The organism is Streptomyces sp. NPDC005551, from assembly GCF_042871785.1.
In the GTDB taxonomy this organism is placed as follows: Bacteria; Actinomycetota; Actinomycetes; order Streptomycetales; family Streptomycetaceae; genus Streptomyces.
Genome location: NZ_JBIAJE010000013.1, coordinates 76259 through 96094, shown reverse-complemented (window position 1 = coordinate 96094; position 19836 = coordinate 76259). Strand labels below are relative to the sequence as shown.

Annotated in this window: 15 protein-coding genes and 1 tRNA gene; 4 read left to right on the top strand and 12 right to left on the bottom strand. The window is 69.1% G+C overall.

The window, feature by feature from the left end:
• Nucleotides 1–25: 25 nt before the first annotated feature.
• Nucleotides 26–1828 (bottom strand): 5'-nucleotidase C-terminal domain-containing protein, encoded by a 1803-nt coding sequence (locus tag ACFYP4_RS30750; RefSeq protein ID WP_358852015.1) that lies wholly within the window; start codon nt 1826–1828, stop codon nt 26–28.
• A gap of 138 nt (nt 1829–1966) precedes the next feature.
• Here ACFYP4_RS30750 and ACFYP4_RS30745 point away from each other — a divergent pair, with 138 nt between their 5' ends.
• Together ACFYP4_RS30745 and pyk are read left to right on the top strand one after the other, a co-directional pair.
• Entirely contained in the window at nt 1967–2668 is a 702-nt protein-coding gene (locus ACFYP4_RS30745; RefSeq protein WP_388789873.1) for an SIMPL domain-containing protein, read from the top strand.
• A gap of 127 nt (nt 2669–2795) precedes the next feature.
• Entirely contained in the window at nt 2796–4232 is a 1437-nt protein-coding gene (gene pyk / locus ACFYP4_RS30740; protein ID WP_388789870.1) for a pyruvate kinase, read from the top strand.
• Nucleotides 4233–4275: 43 nt separating this feature from the next.
• On the opposite strand, the gene ACFYP4_RS30735 is transcribed toward pyk, so the two are convergent.
• Entirely contained in the window at nt 4276–5034 is a 759-nt protein-coding gene (locus tag ACFYP4_RS30735; protein WP_388789867.1) for a transcriptional regulator, read from the bottom strand.
• A 107-nt stretch (nt 5035–5141) separates the two neighbouring features.
• A tRNA-Leu gene (locus ACFYP4_RS30730) sits at nt 5142–5216 on the bottom strand.
• Between the two features lie 104 nt (nt 5217–5320).
• Here ACFYP4_RS30730 and ACFYP4_RS30725 point away from each other — a divergent pair.
• A complete protein-coding gene (locus tag ACFYP4_RS30725) occupies nt 5321–5977 on the top strand; it encodes a response regulator (protein ID WP_358852011.1) in 657 nt (218 codons plus the stop codon).
• Between the two features lie 93 nt (nt 5978–6070).
• On the opposite strand, the gene ACFYP4_RS30720 is transcribed toward ACFYP4_RS30725, so the two are convergent.
• From ACFYP4_RS30720 to ACFYP4_RS30680, 9 genes are all read right to left on the bottom strand, one after another.
• Nucleotides 6071–6787 (bottom strand): ABC transporter ATP-binding protein, encoded by a 717-nt coding sequence (locus ACFYP4_RS30720; protein ID WP_358852010.1) that lies wholly within the window; start codon nt 6785–6787, stop codon nt 6071–6073.
• A complete protein-coding gene (locus ACFYP4_RS30715) occupies nt 6784–7695 on the bottom strand; it encodes an ABC transporter ATP-binding protein (protein WP_358852009.1) in 912 nt (303 codons plus the stop codon). The genes ACFYP4_RS30720 and ACFYP4_RS30715 overlap by 4 nt, the downstream gene beginning before the upstream one ends.
• A gap of 5 nt (nt 7696–7700) precedes the next feature.
• Nucleotides 7701–9527, bottom strand: a complete 1827-nt coding sequence (locus ACFYP4_RS30710) for a branched-chain amino acid ABC transporter permease (RefSeq protein ID WP_388789862.1) — start codon at nt 9525–9527, stop codon at nt 7701–7703.
• 5 nt (nt 9528–9532) lie between these two features.
• Complete coding sequence (locus ACFYP4_RS30705) at nt 9533–10465, bottom strand: branched-chain amino acid ABC transporter permease (RefSeq protein WP_358852007.1); 933 nt, start codon at nt 10463–10465, stop codon at nt 9533–9535.
• Nucleotides 10466–10588: 123 nt separating this feature from the next.
• Nucleotides 10589–11821: a branched-chain amino acid ABC transporter substrate-binding protein gene (locus tag ACFYP4_RS30700; RefSeq protein WP_358852006.1), complete on the bottom strand. Its 1233-nt coding sequence runs from the start codon at nt 11819–11821 to the stop codon at nt 10589–10591.
• 286 nt (nt 11822–12107) lie between these two features.
• Nucleotides 12108–12734 carry a Tat pathway signal sequence domain protein gene (locus ACFYP4_RS30695; protein WP_388789859.1) on the bottom strand — a complete coding sequence of 209 codons (627 nt, stop codon included), beginning with the start codon at nt 12732–12734 and terminating at the stop codon, nt 12108–12110.
• Nucleotides 12731–13141 carry a hypothetical protein gene (locus tag ACFYP4_RS30690; RefSeq protein ID WP_388789856.1) on the bottom strand — a complete coding sequence of 137 codons (411 nt, stop codon included), beginning with the start codon at nt 13139–13141 and terminating at the stop codon, nt 12731–12733. The genes ACFYP4_RS30695 and ACFYP4_RS30690 overlap by 4 nt, the downstream gene beginning before the upstream one ends.
• A 184-nt stretch (nt 13142–13325) precedes the next feature.
• A complete protein-coding gene (locus ACFYP4_RS30685; protein ID WP_358852003.1) occupies nt 13326–13811 on the bottom strand; it encodes a hotdog fold thioesterase in 486 nt (161 codons plus the stop codon).
• A gap of 61 nt (nt 13812–13872) precedes the next feature.
• Entirely contained in the window at nt 13873–16152 is a 2280-nt protein-coding gene (locus ACFYP4_RS30680) for an FdhF/YdeP family oxidoreductase (RefSeq protein ID WP_388789853.1), read from the bottom strand.
• 168 nt (nt 16153–16320) lie between these two features.
• Here ACFYP4_RS30680 and polA point away from each other — a divergent pair, with 168 nt between their 5' ends.
• On the top strand, nt 16321–19047 hold the full coding sequence (gene polA, locus ACFYP4_RS30675; RefSeq protein WP_358852001.1) for a DNA polymerase I: 2727 nt from the start codon (nt 16321–16323) through the stop codon (nt 19045–19047).
• Nucleotides 19048–19836 lie beyond the last annotated feature (789 nt).

Below are 19836 nucleotides of genomic sequence, written 5' to 3'. Positions count from 1 at the left end.
GAACAACACCCAGATACTCCCGGACCTAGAAGACCGGCACACCGTCCCGCGTCAGCCGCCAGTCCACCGACGCGAACTCCGCCGGGTCCAGCACACCCTTCGCCGTCACCCACTCGGCGATCCGCGTACGGATCTCCGTCGACTCCGACCACAGCTCCTTCGCCGACGCCACATGCGGGAACGCACCGCCACCGTTCGCCCGGTAGTTGTTCACCGCGAACACGAACCGCTCACCGTCCGACAACGGCGCACCGTTGAACGACAGGTTCTTGATCCGCGAACCCGGCGCCTGCGCGATGTCGATGTCGTACCGCAGCCCCGACACGTAGTCGTAGTTGTAGTCCGGCCGGTTGTTCGCGTTCGTCAGCTTCTCCGGATCCACCACCGCGTCCGCCGCCGTCCGCACGAAGTACTCCGCCGAATACTCCAGATACGCCCGCACCTGCGCACCCGTCAGCAACTTCGCCACCAACGTGTTGTCGTACACATACAGACTCGACAGATCCCGGATCGTCACCTCACCCGCCGGAATCTCCGACGTACGCGAGAACGGCGACGCCTGCGCGATCACCGGCAACGACGCGTACTCCGTCCCCGCCAGCGCCGCCCTGACCACGTCCTCCTGCACCCTCGTGATCAGATCGATGATCGGCGCGTCCTTGAACCGCGCCTCCACCGTCGTCAGCGTCCGCGTCGCCGTCCCCACCACCTGGTTGACATACGCCACCACCGCGTCGTGCTCCGCCTTCAGCAGCTTCGTGATCCGCGGATCGTCCGCCACCGACTTCGAATCCCGCAGCGACGCCGCCACCGACTCGACCCGCCACCGGCCCTTCTCGAAGACCAACTCGAAGTCGAACAGCGACAGCCGCTCCGCGTAGCACAACGGCTCCGACAGCACGACCGTCCGGCCCGTCGCCGCGTTCGTCACCCTCAGCTCCGGAATCTCCACATGCGCGTGCCCCACCAGAATCGCGTCGATCCCCGGCACCTGCTGCGCCACCAGAGCCGCCGAATTCTCCACGTACGGCAACTGGTCACCGTACGACGACGTACCCGACGAACCACTGTGCGCCGACACCACCACCACGTCCGCACCCATCGACCGCAGCTTCGGCACCCACTTCGCCGCCTGCTCCTCAAGCCCCGGGAACGTCAACTTCCCCTGCACATACGCCTTGTCCCAGATCGCGATACCCGGATTCGTCAACCCCAGCACCGCCACCCGCACCGGCGGCAGACCCGGCACATGGAACTTCTTCATGAAATACGGCGGGAAAGCCGGCTTCAACGTCTTCGCGTCCAGCGCGTTCGCACCCAGCAACGGGAAATCACACTGCGACTCGAACTTCCGCAGCGTCTCGATCCCGTAATTGAACTCATGATTGCCGAGCGCCACCGCGTCATAACCGATCGCGTTCATCGCCTGCGCCATCGGATGCACCGGACCACCCTTCGCGGTGATCGGATCCACCTTCGCGAAGTAGTACGTCAGCGGAGTGCCCTGAATCGTGTCGCCCGCATCCAGCAACAACGTGTTCCGGCGCCCCTTCTCCGCCCGCACCTGGTCCACCAGCGTCGAAATCCGCGCCAGACCCATCGCGTTGCCCTTGGCGTCGGAATACTCCGCGTCCTTGAAGTAGTCCCAGTTGAAGACATGCCCGTGCAGATCGGTCGTCCCCATCACCGTCAGCGCATACCGCTTCGGCCGCTTCCCGCTCCCCCCGGCCGCAGCCTCAGCAGCCGGCGCACCGACCCCACCGGCCAACGCCACCCCGGCACCCGTCACAGCGGACTTCTTCAGGAACTTCCGGCGGTTCAACGGCATCTGTGGCTCCTTGGGGCGATGGTCAACGACGCGCGTAGATTCTCACCCACCCACCACACCCCCGAACAGATCCCGCAGGTTTCGATCCGGTGACCAGCAAACCCCCAGAACGCGCCCAGCAGTGCCACAGTGGGACGTATGACCCCCACCCCGGACGACCCCAGGGCCACATCCGCCCACGCCACCCCCGAAACCCCCCACCTCACCGTCCGCGGCGAAGCCCACCTCGAAACCGCCCCCGAAACCGCCCGCATCGACATCACCGTCAGCGCCCGCGGCACCAACCGGCACGACACCCTCGCCGACCTCACCCGCCGCAACACCACCACCCTCGACCTCATCAAAACCTACGCGGACACCGTCGAACACCTCGAAACCGGCACCCTCACCATCAGCCCCGAACTCACCAAACACAGCCGCGGCGAACGCATCCGCGCCTACCACGGCCACATCCACCTCACCGCCGAACTCGCCGACTTCACCGCACTCGGCGAACTCACCACCCGCCTCGCCGACCTCGAACTCACCCGCGTCGACGGCCCCACCTGGACCCTGCGCCCCACCTCACCCGCCTACCGGCAAGCCCGCCGCCAAGCCGTCCACGACGCCGTCCAGCGCGCCCGCGAATACGCCGAAGCCCTCGGCACCACCCTCACCGCACTCATCGAACTCACCGACACCGACCCCACCCGGCCATACCCCGCCGACCGCACCCTGCGCACCATGACCTACGCCGGCGCAACCCCCGACGACACCGCACCCCTCGACCTCGAACCCCAGCGCCAGCACATCCACGCCGAGGTCACCGCCCGATTCACCATGGCACCCCCGAATTTGTAGTACCGCAGCGCTCATCGGAGCGACCCCACGCACAATTCAACACCCGTCAACAGCCCTTCACCCAAAGGCTGTTGGACAGACACACACACCCAATTCGCTACCCACCGGTAAGGCCTAGGCTCAGACCATGCGCCGAGCAAAAATCGTCTGCACTCTGGGGCCCGCCACCGACTCGTACGACCAGATCAAAGCACTGGTCGAAGCCGGAATGGACGTAGCCCGATTCAACCTCAGCCACGGCACCTACGCCGAGCACGAGGAGCGCTACCAGCGCGTACGAAAAGCCTCCGACGACGCCGGCCGCAGCGTCGGAATCCTCGCCGACCTGCAAGGCCCGAAGATCCGCCTCGGCCGCTTCCGCGAAGGACCCGTACTCCTCGAACGCGGCGACACCTTCACCATCACCGTCGAACCCGACACCGAAGGCGACCGCCACATCTGCGGCACCACCTACGACGGACTCGCCACCGACGTCACCCCCGGCGAACGCATCCTCGTCGACGACGGCAAGGTCTGCCTCGAAGTCACCGCCGTCGAAGGCCCGAAGGTCCACACCGCCGTCATCGAAGGCGGCATGGTCTCCGACCACAAAGGCCTCAACCTCCCCGGCGTCGCCGTCTCCGTCCCCGCCCTCTCCGACAAGGACGAAGCAGACCTCCGCTGGGCCCTTGGCACCGGCTTCGACGTCATCGCCCTCTCCTTCGTCCGCAGCGGACACGACATCGACGACGTCCACCGCATCATGGACGAAGAAGGCCGCCGCCTCCCCGTCATCGCCAAAGTCGAAAAACCCCAGGCCGTCGACAACATCAACGACATCGTCGCCGCGTTCGACGGCATCATGGTCGCCCGCGGCGACCTCGGCGTCGAAATGCCCCTCGAACAGGTCCCCATCGTCCAGAAACGCGCCATCAAACTCGCCCAGCGCAACGCCAAACCCGTCATCGTCGCCACCCAGATGCTCGACTCCATGATCGAGAACTCCCGCCCCACCCGCGCCGAGGCCTCCGACGTCGCCAACGCCGTCATCGACGGCACCGACGCCGTCATGCTCTCCGGCGAGACCAGCGTCGGCGCATACCCCGTCGAGACCGTGCGCACCATGTCCCGCATCGTCGAAGCCGCCGAAGAGGACATCCTCGCCAAGGGACTCCCGCCCCTCACCGAGCGCAACAAGCCCCGCACCCAGGGCGGCGCCGTCGCCCGCGCCGCCGCCGACATCGGCGACTTCCTCGGCGCCAAATTCCTCGTCGCCTTCACCCAGTCCGGCGACACCGTCCGGCGCCTGTCCCGCTACCGCTCGCCGATCCCTCTCCTGGCGTTCACGCCCGACCCCGCGACCCGCTCCCAGCTCACCCTCACCTGGGGCGTCGAGACCTTCCTCGGGCCGCACGTCGAATCCACCGACGCCATGGTCGACCAGGTCGACGAGCAGCTCCTGAAGATCGGGCGCTGCCGGCAGGGCGACATGGTCGTGATCACCGCCGGCTCCCCGCCCGGCGTCTCCGGCTCGACCAACCTCGTCCGCGTCCACCACATCGGCGAGGACGACGCCCCCAAGTGACCGGCCCCGGGCCCCTCATGAGGAGGGGCCCACCGCGCCGGACTCAGTACTTGGGACCCACGTGCGCATCCATCCGGGCCACGTCGTTCCTGCGGGCCACGGAGATGTTGTAGGCGTTCCCGTGCCGGGTGCAGTGCGTCCACGCGACACCGAGCTTGTCGAGGGTGTCCGTGTACAGCCGACGGATGTCGTCGGAGACGTTGGTGAAGAAGTACCGGGGGTACTCGTAGCGCTTGCGCTGCCCGGCGACGACGCGGGTCGTCCAGTTGGTGATCCGGCACCCGTCGGAGTGGACGAGCCCCCGGACGAACTCCCAGGGGTGAGCGTCGACGATCTCCTGCTGCCAGCCCGCGAGCACGATCGGCCGCTCGTGCTTCTTACCGGGGCCGTGCTGGGGGAAGAGGCAGGGCCAGTGCGCGTAGTAGCCGACGACTGACACGTAGCCGTGAGCTTGTACGCGGTTGGCGCTGCCCGCCGGGCTGACTGCACGCACAGCGGCTTCGCAGGCCGCGACGAGCCCCGGCCACGTATCGGCACAGGCGATGCGAAGGTAGTGGCCAGCACGCCGCGGATGAGCGCTGATGCAACCGTCACCAAGATAAAGGCCCAGCAGGTAGGCGTACGCGGCTTGGTCAGCCGGTGGGCCGGGAGGCCGAGGCGCCATGCGGGGCAGCGGTTCGAGGCGGCCCTGCCAGGAGCGGATGGCTGAACGGGAGATGCCCGTTTCCCGGCTCACCGAGTTCAGGCTGCGGCCCTGTTCCAGCAGTGAGAGTGCTCGCTTACGCGTGCCGATGTCGTACATGCGAACAGTCTGTGAAAAGAGATCGGGAGGGCGGACAGCAAAAGGCGGATGTTCACGAGAACGTGGACATCCGCTACCGAATGCTGACCTTGGGATCGAAGGAAAAGTGCCCCGGGTCGGACTCGAACCGACACTGTATGGGTTTTGAATCCATTGCCTGCTGCCAATTGGGCTACCGGGGCCCAGCGAATCAAAGGTTCACGCCGACCCGCTGCCCGACCACCTTACCGCAGCTAGGTACGCTCTTGGGAGCAGTACTTGCCTGCCCTGGAACGAGGAGCACCCCGTGACCGCCCCCGAGTCGCCCCAGCCCGTGGACGCGCCCGACGACGACAAGTCGCACGTGCCTCCGCTGACGACCCGTGTCGTCATCGCCGAGGACGAGGCCCTGATCCGTCTCGACCTCAAGGAGATGCTGGAGGAGGAGGGCTACACGGTCGTCGGTGAGGCGGGCGACGGTGAGCGGGCCGTCGAGCTGGCCCGGGAGCACAAGCCGGACCTGGTGATCCTCGATGTGAAGATGCCGAAGCTGGACGGGATCTCGGCGGCGGAGAAGATCGCCGAGGAGAGCATCGCGCCGGTGCTGATGCTGACGGCGTTCTCGCAGCGTGATCTGGTGGAGCGGGCGCGGGACGCGGGTGCGATGGCGTACCTGGTGAAGCCGTTCAGCAAGAGTGACGTGGTGCCGGCGATCGAGATGGCGGTGTCGCGGTTCACGGAGCTGAAGGAGTTGGAGAGGGAGGTCGCTGACCTGAGTCAGCGGCTGGAGACGCGGAAGCTGGTGGACCGGGCGAAGTCGGTGCTGCAGACGGAGTACGGGCTGTCGGAGCCGGCGGCGTTCCGGTGGATCCAGAAGACGTCGATGGATCGGCGGATGTCGATGCAGCAGGTGGCGGAGGCGGTCATCCAGGACGCGGAGGAGAAGAAGGCGTCGAAGGGTTAGTCCGCCGGTTCGGCCTGGTGGGTGGTGCGAGAGGCCCGCGACCCCGTTGGTGGGGTGCGGGCCTCTTCGTGTGCCCCGGGTGGGGTGGGTGGGTCAGTCTTCGCCGAGGTAGGCCTTGCGGACGGACTCGTCGTGGAGGAGGTCCCGTCCGCTGCCGGAGAGGACGATGTTGCCGATTTCCATGACGTGTCCCTGGTCGGCGAGGGAGAGCGCCGCCTGGGCGTTCTGTTCGACGAGCAGGATGGTGGTGCCCTGGGACTTGAGTTCGGCGATGGTGGCCATGATCTTCTGCATCATGATCGGTGAGAGGCCCATGGAGGGTTCGTCGAGCATGAGGAGTTTGGGCTGGGACATGAGGGCCCGGCCCATGGCGAGCATCTGCTGTTCGCCGCCGGAGAGGGTTCCGGCGGCCTGCTTGCGGCGTTCCCCGAGGATGGGGAAGAGGTCGTAGGCGCGCTGGATGTCCTTCTCGATGCCTGCTTTGTCGTTGCGGAGGAAGGCGCCGAGGCGGAGGTTGTCCTCGATCGACATGCGGGGGAAGATGTGCCGCCCCTCGGGGGAGTGGGCGAGTCCGAGGGAGACGATCTGGTGGGCGGGGGTCTTCTTGAGTGACTTGCCGTTGAACTTGATCTGGCCGCCGGCGGGCTTGAGGAGGCCGGAGAGGGTGCGCAGGGTGGTGGTCTTGCCGGCGCCGTTGGTGCCGATGAGGGTGACGACTTCGCCTGCTTCGACCTTGAACGAGATGCCCTTGACGGCTTCGATCTTGCCGTAGGCGACGCGGAGGTCCTCGACCTCGAGGAGTGCGGTCATCGGTCGTTCTCCTTGGCGGGCGCGGCGTCCGTGGTGGGGGCGGCCTTTGCCTCGGCGTTCTCGACTTCGGTGGCTTCCTCGTTGCCGGGGGCGCCTTCGAAGGGTTCGCCGAGGTAGGCGGCGATGACGCGTTCGTCGCCCTGGACGGTGGCGCTGTCGCCTTCGACGAGTTTTTCGCCCTGGACGAGGACGGCGACGCGGTCGCAGAGGTTGAAGATGAAGCGCATGTCGTGCTCGATGACGAGGACGGCGATGCCGCGGTCGCGGATGGCGAAGACGAGTTCTTCGGTCGTCCGTGTTTCCTGGGGGTTCATGCCGGCGGTGGGCTCGTCGAGGAGGAGCAGGCCGGGTTCGCTGGCCAGGGCGCGGGCGATTTCGAGCTTGCGCTGCTCGCCGTAGGGGAGGTTGCGGGCGAGGTGTTCGGCCTTGGCGTCCAGTCCGACGAACTCGAGGAGTTCCATGGCGTGGGCGCGGGAGGCTGCTTCGGCCTTGTGGAAGCCGGGGCCGCGCAGCAGTGCCGACCAGAGGCCTTCTTTGGTGCGGGTGTGGCGGCCGACGAGCACGTTTTCCAGGACCGTCATGTTGGCGAACAGGCGGATGTTCTGGAAGGTGCGGGCGATGCCGGCTGCGGTGACCTTGTAGGACTTGGGCGGCAGGATGTTGCCTTTGTAGCGGACTTCGCCCTCGGTGGGGATGTAGAGGCCGGTCAGGCAGTTGAAGAAGGTGGTCTTGCCGGCGCCGTTGGGGCCGATGAGGCCGACGATTTCTCCGGCGTTGACGGTGAGGTCGACGTTGCGGACGGCGGTGAGGCCGCCGAAGCGCATGGTGACGCCGCGGGCGTTGAGGACGGGTTCGCCGGGGGTGTGGGCGCCCGGGGTGGTGTCTTTGGTGGTGGTGTCGGTCGTCATGGTGGTCAGGCCCCTGCCTTGCTGAGGACTGCGGGTGCTTCTGCCTCTTCGTGGAATTCGAGCTGGCGCCGCCGGTTGGGGATGAGGCCTTCGGGGCGGAAGCGCATCAGGAGGACCAGCGTGATGCCGAAGGCGAGGAGTTGGTAGTCGCCGAGGAACTGGAGTTTGGCGGGGATGAGGTAGAGGAGGGCGGCGCCGACGAGGGGTCCGCTGATGGTGCCCATGCCGCCGAGGACGACCGCTGCGAGGAGGAAGGCCGAGTTGGGGGGGACGACGTGGGCGAATTGGTACTGCTCGGGGGTCACGGTGTAGGTGACGTGTGCCTGGACGGAGCCGGCGAGGCCGGCGAGGCAGGCGCCGAGGGCGAAGGCGATGAGTTTGACGCGGAAGCCGTTGATGCCCATGGCGAGTGCGGCGGTCTCGTCTTCGCGGATGGCGATCCAGGCGCGGCCGATGCGGGAGTCGCTGCTGCGTCGGAAGACGATGACGACGATGAAGGTGATGAGCAGCATCAGCAGGAAGTAGTTGGCGAATCGCGCGATGGTGAAGCCGCCGAGGCTGTGTTCCTGGCCGAAGTCGAAGCCGAAGATGCTGAGGTTCGGGATCGAGGAGATGCCGTTGGAGCCGTTGGTGACGTCGGGGCCGGAGGTGCCGTCCATGTTGAGGACGGTGATGCGGAAGATCTCTCCGAAGCCGAGGGTGACGATGGCGAGGTAGTCGCCGCGGAGGCGGAGGGTGGGGGCGCCGATGATGACGCCGAAGATCATGGCGACGACGGCGCCGGCGATGGCGGAGGCCCAGAAGGGCCAGTGGACGTGGAGGGGGGAGGAGGGGGAGCCGGAGACCAGGGCTGCGGTGTAGGCGCCGACGCCGAGGAAGGCGACGTATCCGAGGTCGAGGAGGCCGGCGAGGCCGACGACGATGTTGAGGCCGAGGGCGACGGTGGCGAAGATGAGGATGTAGACGCCGATGGTCGCGTAGCGGTCGTCGGACTGGGTGAAGGGGAAGGCTGCTGCGGCGACGAAGGCACCGGTCATGGTGATGGTGCGGTGCTTGGTGGTGATGGCCGAGACCCGGGCCACGAGCCCGGTCTTGGCGAGGGCGGCGAAGCCGAAGCCGACGGTGATGAGGAAGCCGACGAAGAGTTCGTCGTATTCGGTGCCGATGCCGTAGGTGAAGATCGTGAGGCCGAGGGCCATGGCCAGGATGATCACGAGGATCTCGGCGTATGCGGGGATGTCGCGGGCGGGGCGGGCGGGGCCGCTTGCGAAGGTGGCCCTGGTGACGGCGCCGGCGTGGCGGGCGTGGTGCAGGAACTGCTCCCATTGGGTGTCTTCGGGGTCGACCGGGTCGGGGGCCGGGCGTTCGAAGGGCAGGGAGAGTGCGCCGAGGAGGGCGATGAGGGTGACGGCGGCGGCGATGTAGCCGCCGGGTTCGAGGTTGACGACTCCGCCGAGGTTGACGGTGATGGCGATGACGGTGAACCAGGCGGTGGTGAAGGTGCCGAGTGCGGCGAGTTTGAGGGCGCCGTCGGCGCCGGCGGGGGTGAGCCAGCCCAGGCCCATGACGCCGTAGGAGGCGAGGCCGAGGAGGGTGGTGAGGATGCCGCCGATGAGGACGAGGACCTGGAGGCCGCCCGGGTAGCCGTAGACGGTGAGGTCGCCGGGGAAGGCGGAGGTCCAGGTCCAGGCGAGGAAGGTGGAGATGATGGTGAGGACGCCGCCGCCGGTGGCGAGTGCGCGGCCGGTGGTGGGCGGTATGCCGATGAGGCCCTTGGGGGTGCCGCTGGTGGGGGCGGTGGGGGTCTGGGGTGGTGTGGTCTGTGTGGTCATCGGTGTCACGCCCTGTCCGCGACGCGCTCGCCGAGCAGGCCCTGCGGCCTGAGGAGGAGCACGAGGATGAGGAGTACGAACGCCCAGACGTTGGCCCAGGACTGGCCGCCGAGCTGGTCCATGCCGGGGACGTCGGCGATGTAGGCGGTGGCCATGGTTTCGGCGATGCCGAGGACGAGGCCGCCGATCATGGCGCCGTAGATGTTGCCGATGCCGCCGAGGACGGCTGCGGTGAAGGCCTTGAGGCCGAGGATGAAGCCCATGCGGAACTGGACCTGGCCGTATTTGAGGCCGTAGGCGACGGCTCCAACGGCGGCGAAGGCGGCGCCGAGGGCGAAGGCGACCACGATGATGCGGTCGGTGTTGATGCCCATGAGCTTGGCGGTGTCGGGGTCCTGGGCGGTGGCCTGCATGCCGCGTCCGGTGCGGGTCTTCATGACGAAGTAGGCGAGGATCGCCATGCTGATGGGGGCGGCGACGAGGAGGAACACGTCGCCGGTCTGGATGGTGACGCTGCCGATCTCGAAGGGGCCGCCGTCGATCTCGGGGAAGTTGATGGATTCCTTGGCGCCGGGGTACCAGGCCCATACGGCCTGCTGGAGGGCGAGGGAGAGGCCGATGGCGGTGATGAGGGGGGCCAGGCGTGGGGCGGTGCGCAGGGGCCGGTAGGCGAATCGTTCCGCTCCCACGGCGACGACGACTGCGGCGAGGACGGCGCCCAGGAGCATGAGCGGCAGTGCGATCCACATGGTCGTGCCGTCGGGCAGGACGTAGAGGTAGACCGTGAGGGCGCCGAAGCCTCCGATCATGAAGATCTCGCCGTGGGCGAAGTTGATGAGCTGGACGATGCCGTAGACCATTGTGTAGCCAATGGCGACGAGCCCGTACATGGATCCCAGTAGCAGGCCGTTGACCAGCTGCTGCGGCAGTTCGTTCACCGCAATGTCCTCCGAGACTTTCGGACGTTCGACGGATGTGACCGGGGGTGACCCGGATGTGAGTCCGCGCGGGGCGCCTGTGGTGCGGCGCCCCGCGCGGCTCATCGGTGGTTCGGGGGTGGGTCAGCCGGTGTAGGTGCCGGACTTCACGGCCTTCCAGGCGCCGTTCTCGACGGCGTACACGGTGAGCTGCTTGTTGGTGGCGTCACCGAACTCGTCGAAGGAGACCTTGCCGGTCACACCGTCGAAGGAGACGTTCTGGACGGCGGCGGTGATCTTCGCGCGGGCGTCGGACGGCAGCTTGCCGTCGTTGTCCTCGACGACCTGCTTGACGGCCTGGATGATGGCCCAGGCGGCGTCGTAGGAGTAGCCGCCGTATGCCGCGTACTCCTCCTTGTAGCCGGCTTCCTTGTAGTCGGCGACAAATTCTTTGGCGGAGGGGAGTTCCTCGACCGGGGCGCCGACGGAGGTGGCCAGGTCGCCGGTGCTCTTGGCGCCGCCGAGCTTGATGAAGGTCGGGTCGTAGATGCCGTCGCCGCCGACGAGCGGGACCTTGGCGCCGGAGGCCTTGATCTGCTTGCTGAGCGGGCCGGCCTGGGGGTACTCGCCGCCGTAGTAGACGACGTCGGCGCCGGAGTTCTTGACCTTGGTGGCGACCGCGGAGAAGTCCTTGGTGTCGGGGTCGATGTGGTCGGAGCCGACCACCTTGCCGCCGACCTTCTTGAATTCCTCGGTGAAGGTGGCGGCGAGACCGGCGCCGTAGGTCTTCTTGTCGTCGATGACGAAGACCTTCTTCTTCTTGGCGTCGTTGTAGACGTACTGCGCGGCGAACGGGCCCTGGATGGCGTCCGTGGTCGCGGTGCGGAAGTACGACTTGTACGTGCGGACCTTCTTCTTCTGCCAGTCGGCGCCCTGGGTCAGGCCGGGGCCGGTGTTGGCGGGCGAGATCTGGACGAGCTTGGCGTCGTCGAAGACCTTCTGCATGGATTCCGCGACGGAGGAGTTCAGCGGGCCGACGACGCCGTAGACGTTCTTGTCGGCGACGAACTGCGAGGCGTTCTGCTGGCCCGAGGAGGGCTGCGCCTGGTCGTCGAGTGCTTCCACCTTGAAGGTGACTCCGTCGACGAGCTTGTCCTTGTTGGCCGTCTTGGCGGCGAGGTCGACCGAGTTCTTGATACCCAGGCCCAGCGCGGACAGGTCGCCGGTCAGCGGGGCGTCGACTCCGATGGTGACGGTGGTGCCGCCGCCGTTGTCGGAGTCCGAACCGCCGTCGTCGTCGCGCGAACCGCAGGCGGTGAGGGTGAGTGCTCCCGCCGCCAGCGCGGCGGTGATGGCGATGAGCGAACGTTGGCGCACGATCAGTCCTTTCCCTGGCACGGCCCTTCCCCCTGGAAAGACCGAGTCGGTGCGCTGGGCCGAAGTGATTTTCCGGGGCGCGGTGACTGGCCGTGACTCTAGGCGGGTGTGAGGAACATCGAGGAGGGTCTGGCGGAGGCTGTGACGCTCTTGTTATGACACGACGTAATGCAGAGCGGTGCTTCCTGGGCGGTACAGCGCGCTTACGGCGGATTCGCCCTGTCCGCATGCTGAGAACATGCAGGACCCGGCCGGGCTTGTTCAGGCGTCTCGAGTCTTTTGGTAATTACCGAAAATCGTTGCTGCAGGCGACTTGCAGGGCTGCTGAGAGGTGCTGGGCATAGCGTGTGCCGAGGATGAAACTGTGGGCCTGTATTGCGCGCGTATTACGCAGAGTTACGTCGAGGAAAGGCAGTCCGGCGTCTTTCGGAGCCTTCCGGCAGTCCGTGACGTGCAGGGTGACGACGATCCTGCGGCTGGATCCTGCCGTCGTCCGGAACGGGGCGCGCGGTGCCGACGTCAGCGACAGGCCGGCATAGGGCTGGGTCATGCGCGTCACGGTGACCGGGGGGCCGGAAAGGACGCGCACCTCGACGGCGAAGCTGAAGCTCCTGGGGCCGACTCCCCCGGGGGCGGACGCCTCTTCGAGGTAGGTGACGTCCACGGACTGGGAGGGGTACGGCGGCAACGCCGGGGGTGGTGAGGGGGTCTTGTGCGGCCGGGTGGCGTAGAGGAGTCCGCCGCTCGCGAGCAGGGCGGCGGCCGTGGCCGCGGCGAGCACGGGGCGCCGGTGGCGGGCGTACCGGTCTGCGATGCGGCCACGTGAACGGTCGCGTGGGGAAGGGGGGTTGGGTTCCGGAGCGTCGAATGCCCGCGTGCCCTCGCCCGGTTCGACGGGCCCGATGCCGCTCACTGCCACGGTCCGTCGGCCGGGCCGCCGGTGCGGTACCACGCCGCGCAGCCCTTGCGGGCCTCGCGGTCGATCAACTCCTCGGCGGCCGTGGGGTTTTGGCGCTTGCGTTCGGTCCGTGCGGCGTCCACGACGTGTCGCAGGATCTCGTACTGCCCGTTGGACAGCCCCATCGACTGGTAGTCACCGTAGGTGTTGTCGTCCAGCACCTCGCGCGACCAGTGGGCGACGAGCCGCGTGCACAGGTCCTCGGGGGGTGTGGCCGAGGCGGAGGCGGACGTCGTGCTTGCGGTGGCGGTGCCTTCGGAACCGGACTTTCCGCATCCGGTGATCAGGGTGCCGGTCAGCAGCGCCAGTGCCGGCACGAGCCCGAGCGCGACTGCCGCCCGGGGGGTTCCTCCCGTTCCCATACCCCGACGCTAGGGCCTGTGTGCCGGTTCGAGCCAGGGGTCGCGTACGGAACCGGTCCGGCGGCGGACCCCCGGGAGGGCCGTCAGGTCACGCACCGCGACCGCCGGGCCCGCTCTGTGACCGGAGACGGCCCGCCGGAGCGGGCCCCGGCGGCCGCGTGACCCGTCCGGTCTCCCCACGGCGTCAGGCCGAGCGCACCCGCTCCGCGTCGCCCGGGTTCACGTCGCGCAGCATGCAGGTCAGCCGCGCGCTGCACACGCGCCGCCCGTCCTCGTCGCTGATCACGATCTCGTACGTCGCCGTCGACCGCCCCCGGTGCAGCGGGGTGGCCACGCCGGTGACCAGTCCGGAGCGTGCGCCGCGGTGGTGGGTGCAGTTCAGGTCGACGCCGACGGCGAGCTTGGAGCTGCCGCCGTGGAGCATGGCGCCGATGGAGCCGAGGGTCTCGGCGAGGACGGCGGAGGCGCCGCCGTGCAGGAGGCCGTACGGCTGGGTGTTGCCTTCGACGGGCATGGTGCCCACGACGCGGTCGGCGGAGGCTTCGAGGATCTGCACGCCCATGCGGGTGCCGAGGTGGCCCGCGGAGAAGAGCGCGGGCAGGTCGACGCCGAGGGAGGCGTATTCGTCGATGACCTCTTGCGGGAACTTCACGGTGTGCTGCTCGCCCATGGGGCCGGGCTCCGTTCGTCGTGGATCACTTCGTCGTGGATCGCTGTCGCTGAGCAAACGCTCAGTCGGTCGCCGATTGTTCCAGACGGACGACGACGGACTTGCTCGCCGGGGTGTTGCTGGTGTCGGCGGTCGCGTCCAGCGGGACGAGGACGTTGGTCTCCGGGTAGTACGCGGCGGCGCAGCCCCGGGCGGTCGGGTAGTGCACGACGCGGAAGCCGGGCGCGCGGCGTTCGACGCCGTCGTGCCATTCGCCGACGAGGTCGACGTACGAGCCGTCGGCGACGCCGAGTGCGCGGGCGTCGTCCGGGTTGACGAGGACGACGCGGCGGCCGTTCCTGATGCCGCGGTAGCGGTCGTCCAGGCCGTAGATGGTGGTGTTGTACTGGTCGTGGGAGCGCAGGGTCTGCAGCAGGAGGCGGCCTTCGGGCAGCCGGGGGTGTTCGACGGGGGCGGCGGTGAAGTTGGCCTTGCCGGTGGCGGTGGGGAAGCGGCGTTCGTCGCGCGGGGCGTGCGGGAGGGTGAAGCCGGCGGGGTCGGCGGCGCGGGCGTTGAAGTCGTGGAAGCCGGGGATCACGCGGGCGATGCGGTCGCGGATCGTGGCGTAGTCCTTCTCGAACTCCTCCCAGGGTGTCCGGGTGCGGTCGCCGAGGACGCGGCGGGCGAGGCGGCACACGATGGCGGGTTCGGACAGCAGGTGGGGGCCGGCGGGCGCGAGGCGGCCGCGGGAGGCGTGCACCATGCCCATGGAGTCCTCGACGGTCACGAACTGCTCGCCGCCGTCCTGGAGGTCGCGTTCGGTGCGGCCGAGGGTGGGCAGGATCAGGGCGCGCGCGCCGGTGACGACGTGGGAGCGGTTCAGTTTCGTCGACACGTGGACGGTCAGGCGGGCGCGGCGCATGGCGGCCTCGGTGACCTCGGTGTCGGGGGACGCGGAGACGAAGTTGCCGCCCATGGCGAAGAAGACCTTCGCCCTGCCGTCGCGCAGGGCGCGGATGGCGCGTACGACGTCGTAGCCGTGTTCGCGGGGCGGGGCGAAGCCGAACTCCTTCTCCAGCGCGTCCAGGAAGGCGGGGGCGGGGCGTTCGAAGATGCCCATGGTGCGGTCGCCCTGGACGTTGGAGTGGCCCCGCACGGGGCAGACGCCCGCGCCGGGGCGGCCGATGTTGCCGCGCAGCAGGAGGAAGTTGACGACCTCGCGGATGGTCGGCACCGCGTGCTTGTGCTGGGTGAGGCCCATGGCCCAGCACACGATGGTGCGGCGGGAGGCGAGGACCATCTCCAGTGCCGTCTCGATCTCGGCGCGGGTGAGGCCGGTCGCGGTGAGGGTGTCGTCCCAGTCGGCGGCGCGGGCGGCCTCGGTGAACTCCTCGTACCCGTGGGTGTGTTCGCGGACGAAGTCCTCGTCCACCGCACCGTCGGTCTGAAGGATCAGTTTGTTGAGGAGGCGGAAGAGGGCCTGGTCGCCGCCGAGGCGGATCTGCAGGAACAGGTCGGTGAGGGCGGCGCCCTTGATCATGCCCTGGGGGGTCTGCGGGTTCTTGAACCGCTCCAGTCCCGCCTCCGGCAGCGGGTTGACCGTGATGATCCGCGCGCCGTTCGCCTTGGCCTTCTCCAGTGCGGACAGCATGCGGGGGTGGTTCGTGCCGGGGTTCTGCCCGGCGACGATGATGAGGTCGGCCCGGTACAGGTCGTCGAGCAGGACGCTGCCCTTGCCGATGCCGATGGTCTCGGTGAGCGCGGAGCCCGAGGACTCGTGGCACATGTTCGAGCAGTCCGGCAGGTTGTTCGTGCCGAGTTCGCGGGCGAACAGCTGGTAGAGGAACGCCGCCTCGTTGCTGGTGCGGCCGGAGGTGTAGAAGACGGCCTCGTCGGGGGAGGCGAGTGCGGTGAGCTCCTCGGCGATGATGTCGAAGGCCCGCTCCCAGGTCACCGGCTCGTAGTGGTCGGCGCCCTCGGCGAGGTGGACGGGTTGCGTGAGGCGGCCCTGCTGTCCCAGCCAGTAGCCGCTGCGGCCGGCGAGGTCGGAGACGGGGTGTGCGGCGAAGAAGTCGGGGGTGACCCGGCGCAGGGTGGCCTCCTCGGCGACCGCCTTCGCGCCGTTCTCGCAGAATTCCGCCGCGTGCCGGTGCTCGGGCTCCGGCCAGGCGCAGCCCGGGCAGTCGAAGCCGTCCTTCTGGTTGACGCGCAGGAGGGTCAGGGCGGTGCGGCGCACTCCCATCTGCTGCTGGGCGATGCGCAGCGTGTGGCCTATGGCGGGCAGTCCGGCCGCCGCGTGCTTCGGTTCGGTGACCTGCGGCGCGTCCTGGACCGGATCACCCTTGGGCGGTTTGCTGGCCATCGCTTCGACCCTTTCGCGTGCACGCGTGTGCGCTGTGTGTCCGGCTCGTCCCGGGGGTCCGCCCCGGGGGCCTGCGGCGGATCCGATCCTCGCACGCGCCGGTGGCGGTGTCCGTGCCCCGGGCCCGGGCGGCTCGGGCTGTCAGTGCGGCGTGGCAGGATCGGGGGCGTGGCAGAAACAGCATCGAAGAAGACCGAGCAGACCTCCGGCACGGGCCGTCCGCGGCTGATGCTCATGGACGGGCACTCGCTGGCCTACCGCGCGTTCTTCGCGCTCCCCGCGGAGAATTTCACGACCGCGACGGGCCAGCCGACGAACGCGATCTACGGTTTCGCGTCGATGCTGGCGAACACGCTGCGCGACGAGGCGCCCACGCATTTCGCGGTGGCGTTCGACGTGTCCCGCAAGACGTGGCGCTCCGAGGAGTTCACCGAGTACAAGGCGAACAGGTCCAAGACCCCCGACGAGTTCAAGGGGCAGGTGGAGCTGATCGGTGAGCTGCTCGACGCGATGCACGCCGAGCGGTTCGCGGTGGACGGCTTCGAGGCGGACGACGTCATCGCCACGCTCGCCACGCAGGCCGAGGCCGCGGGCTTCGACGTGCTGATCGTCACCGGCGACCGCGACTCCTTCCAGCTGGTCTCCGAGCACACGACCGTGCTCTATCCGACGAAGGGTGTCTCGGAGCTGACGCGCTTCACCCCGGAGAAGGTCTTCGAGAAGTACGGGCTGACGCCGGCGCAGTATCCGGACTTCGCGGCGCTGCGCGGTGACCCGTCCGACAACCTGCCGGGCATCCCCGGTGTCGGCGAGAAGACCGCCGCGAAGTGGATCAACCAGTTCGGTTCGTTCGCGGAGCTGGTCGAGCGGGCCGACGAGGTCAAGGGCAAGGCCGGGCAGAATCTGCGCGACCACCTGGAGTCCGTCAAGCTCAACCGCCGGCTCACCGAGCTGGAGCGCAACGTCGAGCTGCCGAAGACGGTCGCCGACCTGGAGCGCGCGCCGTACGACCGCAAGACCGTCGCGCTGGTCCTGGACACCCTGGAGATCAGGAATCCCTCACTGCGTGAGCGGCTGTTCGCCGTGGACCCGGGGACGGCGGAGGCCGAGGCGGCCCAGCCGGTCGCGCCCGGTGTGGAGCTGGACGGCGTGGTGCTCGGGGCCGGCGAGCTGAAGCCGTGGCTCGCCGAGCACGGCCGGGCCGCCCTCGGCGTGGCCACCGTCGACGCGTGGGCGCTGGGCGCGGGCTCGGTGGCCGAGGTCGCGCTCGCCGCGGCGGACGGGAAGGCCGCCTGGTTCGACCCGTCCCAGCTGGACGAGGCCGACGAGAACGCGTTCTCGCGGTGGCTCGCCGACGCCGCCCGGCCGAAGGTCCTGCACAACGCGAAGGGCGTGATGCGGGTCTTCGCCGAGCACGGCTGGAGCGTCGAGGGTGTGACGATGGACACCGCGCTCGCCGCGTATCTGGTGAAGCCCGGCCGTCGTTCCTTCGCCCTGGACGCGCTGTCCCTGGAGTATCTGGGCCGGGAGCTGGCGCCCGCCGCCGCGGCCGACGGCCAGCTCGCCTTCGGTGCCGACGACCAGGCCGAGGCCGAGGCGCTGATGGTGCAGGCCCGGGCGATCCTTGATCTGGGCGTGGCGTTCGGCGAGAAGCTGGAGGAGGTCGGTTCGGCCGACCTGCTGCGGGACATGGAGCTGCCGACCTCCGCGCTGCTGGCCCGCCTGGAGCGGTACGGCATCGCGGCCGACCGGGCGCACCTGGAGGCCATGGAGCAGATGTTCGCGGGCGCCGTGCAGCAGGCGGTGAAGGAGGCGCACGCCTCGGTGGGCCACGAGTTCAACCTCGGCTCGCCCAAGCAGCTCCAGGAGGTCCTCTTCGGTGAGCTGGGCCTGCCGAAGACGAAGAAGACCAAGACGGGCTACACGACGGACGCCGACGCGCTGGCGTGGCTGGCCGCGCAGACCGACCACGAACTGCCGGTGCTCATGCTCCGCCACCGTGAGCAGGCCAAGCTGCGGGTGACGGTCGAGGGCCTGATCAAGACGATCGCCGCGGACGGCCGCATCCACACCACCTTCAACCAGACGGTGGCCGCGACGGGCCGGCTGTCCTCCACGGACCCGAACCTGCAGAACATCCCGGTCCGCACCGACGAGGGCCGCGCGATCCGCCGCGGGTTCGTGGTCGGCGAGGGCTTCGAGTCCCTCATGACCGCCGACTACAGCCAGATCGAGCTGCGTGTGATGGCGCACCTGTCGGAGGACGAGGGGCTTCTCCAGGCGTTCACGTCCGGCGAGGACCTGCACACCACGGTCGCCTCGCAGGTGTTCTCCGTGGAGCGGTCCGCGGTCGACGCGGAGATGCGCCGCAAGATCAAGGCCATGTCGTACGGCCTCGCGTACGGGCTGTCGGCCTTCGGTCTCTCCCAGCAGCTCAACATCGACGCCGGTGAGGCGCGTGCCCTGATGGACACGTACTTCGAGCGCTTCGGCGGCGTCCGGGACTATCTGCGGCGCGCCGTCGACGAGGCCCGCGCCACGGGGTACACGGCGACGCTCTTCGGGCGCCGCCGCTATCTGCCCGACCTCAACAGCGACAACCGCCAGCGTCGCGAGGCGGCCGAGCGGATGGCGCTGAACGCGCCGATCCAGGGCACGGCCGCCGACATCGTGAAGATCGCGATGCTCAACGTGGACCGGGCGCTGCGCGAGGCGGGTCTGAAGTCCCGCATGCTGCTCCAGGTCCACGACGAAATCGTCCTGGAGATCGCCCCCGGCGAGCGTGCGCGGACGGAGGAGCTGGTCCGCCGCGAGATGGCGGGCGCGGTGCGGTTGCGGGCCCCGCTCGACGTGTCCGTCGGCGCGGGCCCCGACTGGGAGTCGGCGGCGCACTAGGGCCGAGGCCGGGCGACACCGGCCCCGGGTACGAGCGCGGTCTTGTCCGGGCGCCCCGGCCCGCTGTGGGGGGCGGGCAGCGGCGGGGGCGTTCGGTGCGGATTGCCCCCGGCCGGGTCCGACCATCCGTCCCACCCCTTCCGGGCGGGCCGGGAAGGGGGCCCGGGGCAGGCTGGTCCCGGCTCGGCGTCTCCCTGCGTCGGCCAGACGCCCCGTACCGTCGGCCCGTTGCCCCGCAGGGCGGAGGTCACCCGGGTGGCCCCGCAAAGGCGCCCCCCGGCGCGGGGTCCCGTAAGGATGCGGGCATGGGTATACGCCTGCTTCCCCGCCCTCCGGGGAGAGCCACCCCCTTCTCGGCGGCCGCCCGCGCGGCGACGCTGCGCACACCCGCCCCGGTCTTCGCGGCCGGGGCGAGTACCGCCCGGGTACGCGCCCCTCGCCGCAACCGCCCGCGCCGCGACCCCGCTGCGAGGCTCCATGCGTGCTTACGCAGGGCGGGGGAGCGGACGCGGCTGCGCGCCCTGTTCCGGACAGCGCACGCGGGCCCCACCTGTGTCGGCGCGGGCCGGAGAAGTCCGGACGCCCCGACGAGCGCCGTCGCCGGCCTGACCGGCGCGGCGCTCGTGCGCCGGCTCCGGGAGACGGGCCGTGGCCTCACTCGCGGAGCGCGGCCCACGCTGCACGCCGTGCTCACCCGCCCGGACCGGGGGGCCTCCCGGCGGCGGTGGGCCGGCCTGAGCCGTACGGTCCGACGGCACCGGGGGCGCAGGCCTCGCGGTATCCGTCTGG